The organism is Terriglobia bacterium, assembly GCA_032252755.1.
Taxonomy (GTDB): domain Bacteria; phylum Acidobacteriota; class Terriglobia; order Terriglobales; family Acidobacteriaceae; genus JAVUPY01.
The window spans coordinates 1-10,364 of the sequence record JAVUPY010000064.1 but is presented as its reverse complement, the minus strand read 5'-3'; the positions used below and the strand labels follow the sequence as shown (position 1 = coordinate 10,364).

The window sequence follows — 10,364 nt, the reverse complement described above, 5'->3', positions numbered from 1 at the left end:
AGGAGCGAGGTCTTGCTCGCAGTGCGAACACTGGCCCATTTGGCCCCAATCCACGGGATTCTACCCAGAAAGGGACGCTGGACCGCCCGATCACCTTTAAACAGAGAGAGCGCCGTCTGTGGGAATGCGTTGTCTGGAGTTTTTCTCATGATCCCTATATGTGTGAAGTTGCAATACCTCACGTACAGCCCTGACACCGCTCTCCCTCGCGATGTGTACCACAACTTGAATTGAGCGGCGGCATTCTTCCTCAATATCCCGGAGGCGAATATTCCCAGAGCTGCGCATCGCGAGATGGGCAAGTCGGCGGATGCCGTCTTCAGAACCGTTGGCGTGGATGGTGGTGAGTGATCCTCTATGCCCAGTGTTGAGGGCGTCGAGAAAAACACGCGCCTCAGCCCCGCGAATTTCTCCAACGATGATGCGGTCGGGGCGGTGACGGAGCGCGGCCTTGAGCAAGTCTGCGAAACTGATCGGGCTTTTGTGGGTATCGAGTTGTGCTTCAGCAGAGACGACGTGCGGCTTCCCTATATATAGCTCCGCCGTATCCTCGAGAATAAGGATCCGATCCACTTCTGGAATGTAATTGGCCAGAACATTGAGCAGCGTAGTTTTGCCGGAACCCGTGCCGCCAGAGATGAGAAGATTGTCGCCGCGCTGGACCGCCCGAGCCAGAATGCAAGCCTGATCTTCTGTCAGCATTTTGCGATCGACCAGATCCGACATAGTGAAACCGCGGGAAGTGAACTTGCGAATGGTCATCATAGGCCGGGGATGGACTACCGGAGGAATCAAAGCCGCCATCCGGCTGCCGTCGGGCAGCCGGAGATTCATGATCGGCGAATCCGCGTCGAGCTTCTTGCCATAGCGATTCGCAATGACCTCGAGGCTGGTGAGCAGCGCACCGTCTTCGAAGCGAATCCCCGGCAAGGCTTGAATTTGTCCATCTTCTTCGATCCAGACAGTCGAGTCTGGATTAATCATGATCTCGGAGACGGTCTCGGCTTCGAGCAGATGCTTGATCGGTTTCAGGAACGGCAGAATCACCTCAAAGCTCATCGCTGCACCTTCCGGGGATCGAAGCCGATCCGCTCCTGCTCGAACCAGGTCATGTCGATGGGAAGGAAGTCGGGTTTGAGGTAGCAGTAGGTGGCAGGTCTTGGGCTGATGCCGTCAAAGGCTGCGATGATGGCCTGCGCATTCTTTAATTCAAAGAACACCCGCTCGTCAAACAGCGGCTCTTTGTGCTTCTGGTACTGCTTGGAGGCCGAGACTGATCCTTTATTGGAAGACGTGCGGCCACTGAGCCAGCCGACGTTGGCGTTGGAGCTGGATTCGGAAACGGAGTAGCTGATCCGAGTGCGGTCGGTCTTGCCACAGATCTCCGATGCGAAACGCGCTGTGTCGGGATCGGAAGTGGACAAGAAGACCTTTGTGCGAAATGCCTGGAGTAACGTCTTCACCCCCTCATTCGGCAGGGCCTCCTTCAGTGACGAGACGCTCTGCGTGGCTACAATGGGAATGCACTTCGGCTGCCGGGAGATGGAAAGGAACCGTTCGTCGCCCGTGGGATTGTCCCCACCCACCGTGGCGTAGTTCTGGTACTCGTCACAGATGAATACCGTCGGGCGAAAATGGCGGTCGGGCTCGGCGTCCATCTTGGGGATGCGCAGTTGCACGGCGCGCTGATAGTCGATCTTCATCATGGTGCCGATGACTTTCGCCAATGCCGGGTTGAGGGCCACGGGGAAGTTCAGTCCGACAACCTTGCCAGACTCGATCAGTTCATCGAAGGGAGCCAACACGCGGCCATGCGGATCGTTGTCGCATCGCTGGCCTTCGTACATTTCCTTCGGCGGGCAGAAGACGCGCCGCACATCCGGATCGGTTTCGAACAGCGACAGGAAAACGGCGATACCTTGAATGATCGACGTCTTGACCTCGGAGCGGAAGAACTTCCAATGCTCCCAGTACCAGTAGTCCACGCTTCTGAACCGCTCACGTGCCGAAGCATCACCGCAATGACGTACATATAAGGTTGCGGTCGCTCCGGTCTCGCGGGTCAGAATTGCGTCCAGTTCCTCGGTCCAGCGAGCTCTATACTCGTCCGAATCGTCCCTTCGCTCAAAGCCGAACTTTCGCAATGACGCCTCGTGCCGCAAATACACAGCCTTGTCGATTCCCACATAGCGGACGTCAACGAAACTGCGCCCGAGTTTGATTAACATCCGCTCCAGCGCGTTGGAGCTGATGACAGTGCGGAAGACATCGACGAGCGTGACGTATCCATCACGGATGCGATGCAGCAGAATCACGTACCGGACAAGGTCCGTGTACGACTGCTGCCAGAAGGGTTCCTTTCCCCTTCCCCAGATCGAGGTGATGATGGAGGCAATGTTGTACGCCTGGGCGTAGGGGTCAAGATCGTTGTTCAGCGGGTTGTAGCGCATATCGCCGTCGAGCGAAACCTCGACGTAATCCTGTTCCCGTCCGCACTCGCGGAGAATTGCGCTCAGTTGCCGGCAAAGATCGCCCTTGACTTCAAGAACGATGCCGGAGAGTTTGCGCTCGGGATCATTGGCTCGGTAGGCGAAGAGCTGCCGCATTGCCGGAAGGATAAATGCCTGAGTTTTGCCGGAACCGATGGCCCCAACTACGGCGATCCCGGTGTAGAGGCCACGCTCGGGCAAGGCCAGCCAATGTGGGGCCGGTGACTGTTCCGGCTTCAACTGCTGATGGATCTCGCCGACCACTAGGAACAGATCGCGCCGTGTGCGAGGATCAGGAAGGACCGGAAGACGGCCAGCACTCTGGTTTAGGTCCGGTGCATAGAAGTGGACGTAGGCCAGCGAAAACAGGATGGAGCTCACGAGAAACGGCGTGCTGTATAGAAACATCGCGTAGCTCCAGGTCAGTTCCTGATAGATGATGGGGCGTTCGATTGCGATCAGCCGCATCAACGGATCAGATTGTTGGATGGGAAACAGACTCCGAAGCACCAAGCCACTGGCCGCGCTCAGGCCGAGCGAGATCAGTAAGCGGTGCTCGACCAAGTCGCGAGTGAGTTTCTGAAGAGCTTTCGGAATACGCATTGAGTGTCTCCTTCGATTACTGGCGGATGGCCGTTCCTGGTACCGGCACAGCCAGCTTCGACGTGGGATCGGTTGTGACCTTGGTTGCTACAGGAGCGGGCTTCGCGTCTTTCGTGAGCGGTGCGATCTTGGCGTCGTTCGCAGCCTTGTATTTCTGGAATTCTTCCGATTGTGTGAGGCCGAAGCGCAACAACTCGTTAACGACATACTTGCGGTCGTTCTCCGACCATTGGCACATCAGGTCGATGTCGTGCGAGATGGACCCTTCGATATTGGTTTTCAGTAGCACCCAGTTGATCTTGCTGGCGCCGTGTTCGATCCTCAGCTTGCTCATATCGTTCACCTCTCGGGCCGCAGTCACGGCCTCGGTTTGCACTTGTTCGGTACCGCTACGGTCCAGATCAGGTACCGACTTTGGTCTGACTCCGTGGCAACTCGGTCCGGGGGCGGGAGCGACCAGCGTCAGCGGCAGCTCGTGAGGGCGGGGTCGCTCCCGCCCCCGGTTGACCCGGGTTTTCCGTAACTGCTTGTGTATTAAGTGGTTCACCGTGTTAACTCCGAACCTTGCCGGGAACCATGCGGTTCATTCCTTTGCAGGGCGGGATAGCTGAACCTGAGCAGCAAGGTTGTGAAGTGCGGACGCAATGGCAGCGCCGATTGCGGGCGATTCCGGGGAATGCTCTTCCACTCAGGGTTGAGCAGTTGCTGCGGCCGCTCAGACCCGACGACAAATTCTTTCCGAAAGAATGCCGCCGCCTCCCGGAAGTTGTGATCGGAAGCTGCGACATAGATCAACTCGAAGTACGCGACAGCCCGCAGCAGCGCACCCATCGCGCTTAACACACGCTGAAATTTCGTGATGGTCAGCAGCCCTTCATCGACAAAGATGAAGCGGACCAAAGAGGTGGCAGGCTGGGTCCGATCCATCAGGGAGATCAACGTGGACTGAATTTCGGGACGAAGAACATCGTCGCCAGTGGTGAAGATTTGTGCATCAATGCCGCGTGTCCGCGCGAAGTATTCTAGTTTCTCTTCGTCGTTTTCGAGATAGTGCTCGTGATCGTTTTCAAGAATGTAGTCAAGCCGCATCAGCCTTGCCCGAACATCGGCATCGCCTTTGACGCGCCGGTTCTGGGAGTTCGGAGCGCCGACCAGTCGGTAGATGGGCTTATGGAACAGGTGATACACCTGCCGTCTATGCGCCGTGTCGAGCAACTGAACGTGGCCAGCGATGCGTGCCTTTTCGAGGAAGCGCATGACGATCGAGCCTTTGTTCCGGTCAATGAAGTAGTCGAACTGGCGGCGAAGGAAGTAGCCGGAATGAACGGCGACGAGGTACAGGAACGATGCTTCGCGTTCGGTGTAACCGAGTGATTCAAGTGCGACGATAGGATCGACGGTCATGGGTTATAGCTCCAGAACGTTGTCGAGCAGGTGATGGTCGCCTTCAATTTTGGCCGTGAGGGTGGCCCGGTCCGAGGACGAAGCGTAGAGATGAAATCCTGCTTGCGCTTTGTTGCGAAGATGGCCGGGTCGATAGGCCGCAGTGAGGACTTCAATGTCGGTATGTCCGGACTGTGAGCCTTGATCCATATCTCGCTCGCCCTCGCGGGCGAGGTCGTACTCGATCCGAGCATCAGGAATCTGAATGCCGTCGTTGACGAATGGAAGATCGAACTCCCCGGCGACCTGCTGTTTGATCTCATTCATGTCCCGTTCGGGGTCGGCCTTGCGCTCGGCATAGATGGCTTTCTGAATCTGTGCCTTCAACTCGAAGTCGAGCCGGACGCGAAGGTTGGATCCGCCAGCTCTCTCAATCTGATCGGCTTCTTTCCGATACGCGCGATAGATTTGCGCGTCATGCTCGACCTCGCGCGGCTTCACCAACCCCGCGTAGAGCTTCTGGTCTTCTGGAAGGCCGGATGTTTGCCGCGCCACGTCCTTGCCGGCTCGCGTGAGCGTGACCACCTCGATGCGTCGGCTTTGCCCACGACGCCCGTCGCGCCGGGCCTGAACGGCATCGATCTGGACCAGCCCCTGCTGTTTTAGGAAGGCGAGGTCGTGTTCCAGCCGGGAAGGACGGTTGCCGTAAACCGTCTCCGCAAGATCGGGCGTCGAGATCACACGGAACCGTCCCACCTCGGCGATCAGCTTGACTTCTTCGGTGCGCAGACTCAGGCCGATGGTCTGCGGCGGGATACGGTCGCGTTGGGTCCGCTGGTCGTGCGGGATGTCGCGCGGACGGGAGCGGGGGAGTTCGAGGCGTGTTTGCTCTCGTGGCTCCGGTCTCGGGAGATTGAGCTGGGCTGGATTCGCGGCCTGCTCACTTAGGCGCTCGCGGCGGAGTTCAATGGGCGAAGGCTCAAGCGGCGGTGTTGACGCCGATTCGGGCTCCCGCTTGCGACGCACTTCATGTGGTAAGTCCCGAGGCAGATCAAATCGCATTTACTCCTCCTCGCGTCGTGGCTGGGCATCTTCAGCTTTGAAGTCGAATGTGTGCTGGCGCGGATCACCGCTCGGAACATCAGGCGCGTTGTGTTCGTCAGCAACGGACTCACGATCTTTGTGCGGTGGGGAGGTCGGAGCTTCTTCTTTCTTGTCCACCTCGTCATATTTAATGTCGGTTCGTTGGCCATAGATTTTGCGGATCTCGTACTCGGAGACATCGCCGAAGGCTTCCATCTCGCGCTGGGCTGCGTCGCGGGCGGCGCGTACACGAGCCACCAGATCGAACGAATAATCCAAGTGCTGTGGACGGTCCACATCGTCGGACGGTATCGGGCGTGGTGTTTCCTGTTCCATATCAGGGCGGTTCCTTTCATTCGCCGTCGAATTGCGCGGTGATTTCTTCTGAGAGTTCGTTGTGCCCACTGTGAATCTCCTGGTCGAGGTGCTTGAGTTTTCGGCCCGTGTCGCGAAGGAAGAACTTGCGCTCAATCCAGATAGTGAGGCCGAGGATGTTGGCGAACAGGAGCGCGCAATAGGCTGCAATCGCGCGGAGGTAGTGGTGAGCAATGAGGCCGCGCCACGGAGTCAGGAACTTCAGCTCGCCGCTGAGCCAGACGCCGAGCGCGAGGAAGATCAGGGTGGCGACGAAGACGGCGTTGGCGAACACGGTGTTCCTTTCCGCTGCGACGAGGGCGGCAATGATCGAAACAAAGGCGAGGAGTCTGGGACTCCCCGCCCGGTGTAAGGCGCAGCCGCTCAGGCGGCATTGCCTTCGGGGGTCGATTCGGCACCGGGATTCGCGGGGCGTTCCAGCTTGCGGACGTGGCTGGCGCGAATCTCCCAACTGCGGCGCTTCGCGCTCTTGGTGCCCTTGCCGGTTTCGGCTTCGTACTCGGAGCTGCGCAACTCACCTTCGATCTCGGCGTAGTCGCCCTTCTTGAGCGGCTTCGCGAACTCGGCGGGTTTGCCGAAGCAGACGATACGGTGCCACTCTGTGTGCGAGATCCACTCGCCGCTCTGCTTGTCCTTGTAGCTGGACTTGGTGGCCAGCGAGAAGACGGTGAACGTGTTGCCGTTGGTGGTCGATTTGGTCTCGGCGTCCTTGCCGATGAAACCTTTGAGCCGGATGCTGTTTTCGTAGAGTGCCATTGTCTTTTCCTCCGTATTGGTTTGGCCCGAATCTCACTCGGGATACCCTTTGCGCGAAGCGACGGGAGTGTGCCCCGCTCCCAAGGCAAGGGGCGCATTTTCGGGAGTGGGGACCCGAGCTCGTCTCGGGGGAGGAGTCCGGAAAATGCAAGAACCGCAGTCCGCCGGGCGCGGGAAGAGCACCGAGCGGGTGGCCGAGAGAGTGACAGGACAACACCTGGAGGAATGGCGCTCTGCATGCGAAACATTCCGGCCAAGTGCTGATGAAGGAAGCGGCCCAGACCGCCTGTCAGCAACAGGTCCGTCCTGGTTTGCCTGTCCAGAAGGGAAAAGCAAGCTCCGAGTTCGCACATGCTGGGGCACTGCCATACTTCGGTCGGTCGTTGAAGCCGCAAGAAGACACCGCCGAGGTGACAGCCCAGTGCGAAGAGACGCCGATGCCGTGGCAAGGAGCTCGTGTACGAATTGGAGTGCGGCTGCCATCGTCATTTGTCGAATGCCTGGTCCTCGCGGCAATAGCTGATGACAAGGCCGAGCGGATTCGAGAGCAGCATCTGGTTGGGAACCTCATCCCGGAAGCCGTAGACGACGTTGGCGGTCCAGCGTTCGCGGCGCTGCTCCTGCTGATCGCCGATGGAGTGGAAGACCTTCTCGAACTCGACGTGGGCGCGATACGGGGCTTGCCGCGTGTCTTCCAGCATCACGGCCTTGATCTCGATGTCCACATTGGGCTGGCCGGGGTCGAGCAGGAAAGAGTCGAGCGTATTGGACTTGCGAACCTGGGAGAGCGTCGCACCCTGCAGGTCGTTGGAGAAGAAGTTCAACGACTCGGCGAAATCGCGATGCAGAGTCGAGTGATTGCGTCCGTAATACAGTCCGGCCCAGCGTGCCAGGTAGTACTTGCTGACGCGCTCGATAGGAATCGAGTGGAAGTCGTCATAGCGCATCACCTGTCCGCGCCCGGAGTCGGTTACGGAGATAATCAGCGGCTTGAGTTGCAGCGCGGCGGTCTGGGCCCGGTAAAGAAGGAACAAACAGATGCTGGAGACTACGGCGAGCACCAAGATGGCAACCTTCAAATACGTGTTGGTCACGACCGGCTCCCCATAGGCTTCGAGGAATTTCTGGCCGGCCTCGGTGATCGGAAATGGATCTCGCGTCTTTGTCATGGCGAATTACCCCAGTGGGTTTACCCAGGAACCGGAACGACCTCCGAGAATCGACGCGGTCAGCTCCGGGATTTTGATCAGCCCGTAGATGCAAACAAACAGCGTTACCAGCAAAGCGGGCAGAATAGTGAAGGCATTGGAAAGCGACAGTGGGCCGATGACGGCCAGCATCCCGAGCAGCACCTTCGAGAAAACGAAGATGAAGGCGGCGGCAACGACTTGGTAGAAGCTGAAGCCTAGGAATGCTTTGAACCATCCCCAGAAGAGCCAGTCCATCTTCGGCACGATAAACCACGGAATGAACATCGGCCCGATCAGTACGCAGACCGCTGAAGCGACCATGCCGTAGGCGATGACGGCGAAGGCTACGGCCTCCATCGCGGCAAGAATCACAGCGATCAGAAGGTAGGTCAGGTCTTCGAGGATGCTGTACTTGCCGGGAGGCGCCCCAAGCTGCTCCTCCGCGTTGACGATGGTGTTGGCGATCTGCTGCGTCTGGTCGGACTCGATCTGGTTGGAGATGTTTTGGGCCTCTTTCGTGACAAGGTCCGAGAAGCTGTAGCCCACGCCTGGGATCGGTGCGGAGTAATACGTCAGCATCCCCAACCCGAAGGAGATCATCAGAATCAGGTCGGCGAATTTGGCGAAATGGAATCCGCCGCCATGCCCCTGCGAGGCGGACAGGGCGGACTTGATCCCGAACCAGGCAATCAGGATCACGGCCAGGCCGCGGAAGATGTTGAGTCCCGTGGCCTGCAACGTGGCACTGTTCGAAGTGATCAGTTGACTGACCGCCTGGTTCAGGGCGGTAAAGGGGTTTGGCTGCATGGCTCAGTGTCCTGTCGTTGAAAGGGAGACGGAGTGGATGGCATCGCTCACGCCGGAGGTCATGCTCTCGATCAGCGTGGGAAAGGTTTGCTGGAAGTAGATCGACTGGTTCATGAGCCGATTGCGCTCGTCCAGTTGCTCCTTTTCATCGAGCGCCTGCTGCGCGGCCTCGGCTGCGAGGATCTGGTTGGTGTCCTGCTGCGAGTGAATCTGCAGCATGGTGGCGGAATTGATCTTGCCGAGCAGGGCGTTCGAGGTTTGCTGTGTCGGGTCGGTCGAGTAGGTGTCGGATTCGAGGTTCGTCAGCTTCTGCTGGAAGGTCTGGGAATCGGAGCGGATGGTGCCGAGCGTGGACAACGAATTTGTCAAGGTCGCCTGCCCGATCTCGGAGGAGGCATACTGGTTCTGGATCGCTGTTTGCGTGGGTGCATCCTGCGAGGACAGTGCACCGTCCGGATAGCTCTGCAACGGAATGACGGCAGCGTTATAGGCGGAAGTGGCGCGCGTGGGGTTGCCGAGATCGAGCGCGTTGATCCATGCGGAGGTATTGCCGTAGGTGTCAGGCGCCGATGCGGATGCGAAGCTGGTCCACATGGAAAAGTCGGACCGATACCGCGCGGCGAGATCCTGCGGCATCCGCGACATCTGGTAGGCAAGGTTGTAGGCGGCGATGACCTGGTTCATCGTCCTGTAGGCAGTGGTATAGATCTGCTCTGCGGTTTGTAAGCTCTGCGATCCCTGCTCGATCTGCTCGATGGCATGGGCGCTCTGCGTGGGGTCATAAACGATGCCCGAGCCGAACTGTGCGTGCGCCAGAGGCGCGAGCGCAGAGATGAGAAAGACGAGGGGAAGTAACGATTTGAGTGATTTCATGACGGCTCCTTTCCGTTGAATGGCGCGTGGGTGGTGTAGCGGTAGGGTGAGGGTTTCTTTGGCGGCAAGGGGGAGGCGCAGCCAACCACAAGCAAGCCGAGAAGCGTGAGCATGGCCACGCGCATCACATCACCCCCGGCATGTCGTGGTCCTCGTATGCGGGCAGCAGCATGTCCTGCGTGATGTACACCTTGATCCGGTGGCCCTCACGGATGGTGATGGTCGGCGGGATATTGATGAAGCGGTCGAGTACGTCCGCGCCCGATTGCGACAGGCTGGAGGCAACGCCCTGTTCGTACATCGACGGGCCGCTCAGGGTGTAGCCGTTGCCATACGTCGCCGCCTCGGCTGCGCCTGCGATCACACCGAGCGCAATGCTTGCGCCGAAGATTTCGAGGTAATGGTTGTTGATCTTATCTTTGAGGCCGGTTTCACCGGCCTGGTCGAGTCCGTGGAACTGGTCGAGATCGACGGAGTAACCGTCCGGCATAATCATCCGCTGGAAGACGACGGCAAGACGCTTCTGCCCAAAGCCGGAGACCTTCTGAACATCGCCGAGAATGAACGTCCCTTCGGGGATGAGCACATGCTGGCGGTCCCGGCTGTAGACGGGATTCGTCACCATGACCTTGACCGGGCCGGCAAACTCGCCGTCGAGACGGTTGACCAGGGCCGTATCGATGCTGGTGCCCTCGAAGATCACATAGGGGCGGCCATGCGCAGCGTCGATGTTGACTTCCGGCGCGCGTTTGCCTGCGGCAGCGGCGGTTTGCGAAGCAGAAGCCTGCTGCGGTAAATTCTCAGG

General features: G+C 58.7%; 12 protein-coding genes. All 12 read right to left on the bottom strand.

Features of this window, described 5'->3' with window-relative positions; translation table 11 throughout:
- Nucleotides 1-96 precede the first annotated feature (96 nt).
- Nucleotides 97-1,059, bottom strand: a complete 963-nt coding sequence (locus tag ROO76_15080) for an ATPase, T2SS/T4P/T4SS family (protein MDT8069485.1) — start codon at nt 1,057-1,059, stop codon at nt 97-99.
- Complete coding sequence (locus tag ROO76_15075) at nt 1,056-3,092, bottom strand: TraM recognition domain-containing protein (GenBank protein ID MDT8069484.1); 2,037 nt, start codon at nt 3,090-3,092, stop codon at nt 1,056-1,058. Before ROO76_15075 ends, ROO76_15080 begins: the two co-directional genes overlap by 4 nt.
- A 16-nt stretch (nt 3,093-3,108) precedes the next feature.
- Nucleotides 3,109-3,426, bottom strand: a complete 318-nt coding sequence (locus ROO76_15070; GenBank protein ID MDT8069483.1) for a hypothetical protein — start codon at nt 3,424-3,426, stop codon at nt 3,109-3,111.
- Between the two features lie 209 nt (nt 3,427-3,635).
- Nucleotides 3,636-4,496, bottom strand: a complete 861-nt coding sequence (locus tag ROO76_15065; GenBank protein MDT8069482.1) for a hypothetical protein — start codon at nt 4,494-4,496, stop codon at nt 3,636-3,638.
- A gap of 3 nt (nt 4,497-4,499) precedes the next feature.
- Nucleotides 4,500-5,537, bottom strand: a complete 1,038-nt coding sequence (locus ROO76_15060; GenBank protein MDT8069481.1) for a hypothetical protein — start codon at nt 5,535-5,537, stop codon at nt 4,500-4,502.
- Entirely contained in the window at nt 5,538-5,894 is a 357-nt protein-coding gene (locus tag ROO76_15055; protein ID MDT8069480.1) for a hypothetical protein, read from the bottom strand.
- Nucleotides 5,895-5,910: 16 nt separating this feature from the next.
- Entirely contained in the window at nt 5,911-6,207 is a 297-nt protein-coding gene (locus ROO76_15050) for a hypothetical protein (GenBank protein MDT8069479.1), read from the bottom strand.
- An 89-nt stretch (nt 6,208-6,296) separates the two neighbouring features.
- Entirely contained in the window at nt 6,297-6,689 is a 393-nt protein-coding gene (locus ROO76_15045; protein ID MDT8069478.1) for a single-stranded DNA-binding protein, read from the bottom strand.
- A 485-nt stretch (nt 6,690-7,174) separates the two neighbouring features.
- Entirely contained in the window at nt 7,175-7,858 is a 684-nt protein-coding gene (locus tag ROO76_15040) for a VirB8/TrbF family protein (protein MDT8069477.1), read from the bottom strand.
- A gap of 6 nt (nt 7,859-7,864) precedes the next feature.
- Entirely contained in the window at nt 7,865-8,686 is an 822-nt protein-coding gene (locus ROO76_15035; GenBank protein MDT8069476.1) for a type IV secretion system protein, read from the bottom strand.
- Nucleotides 8,687-8,689: 3 nt separating this feature from the next.
- Nucleotides 8,690-9,559, bottom strand: coding sequence for a hypothetical protein (locus tag ROO76_15030; protein ID MDT8069475.1), 870 nt, complete (start codon nt 9,557-9,559; stop codon nt 8,690-8,692).
- Between the two features lie 124 nt (nt 9,560-9,683).
- Nucleotides 9,684-10,364 (bottom strand): TrbI/VirB10 family protein (locus tag ROO76_15025; protein MDT8069474.1); only part of this gene is annotated, 681 nt, incomplete at its 5' end.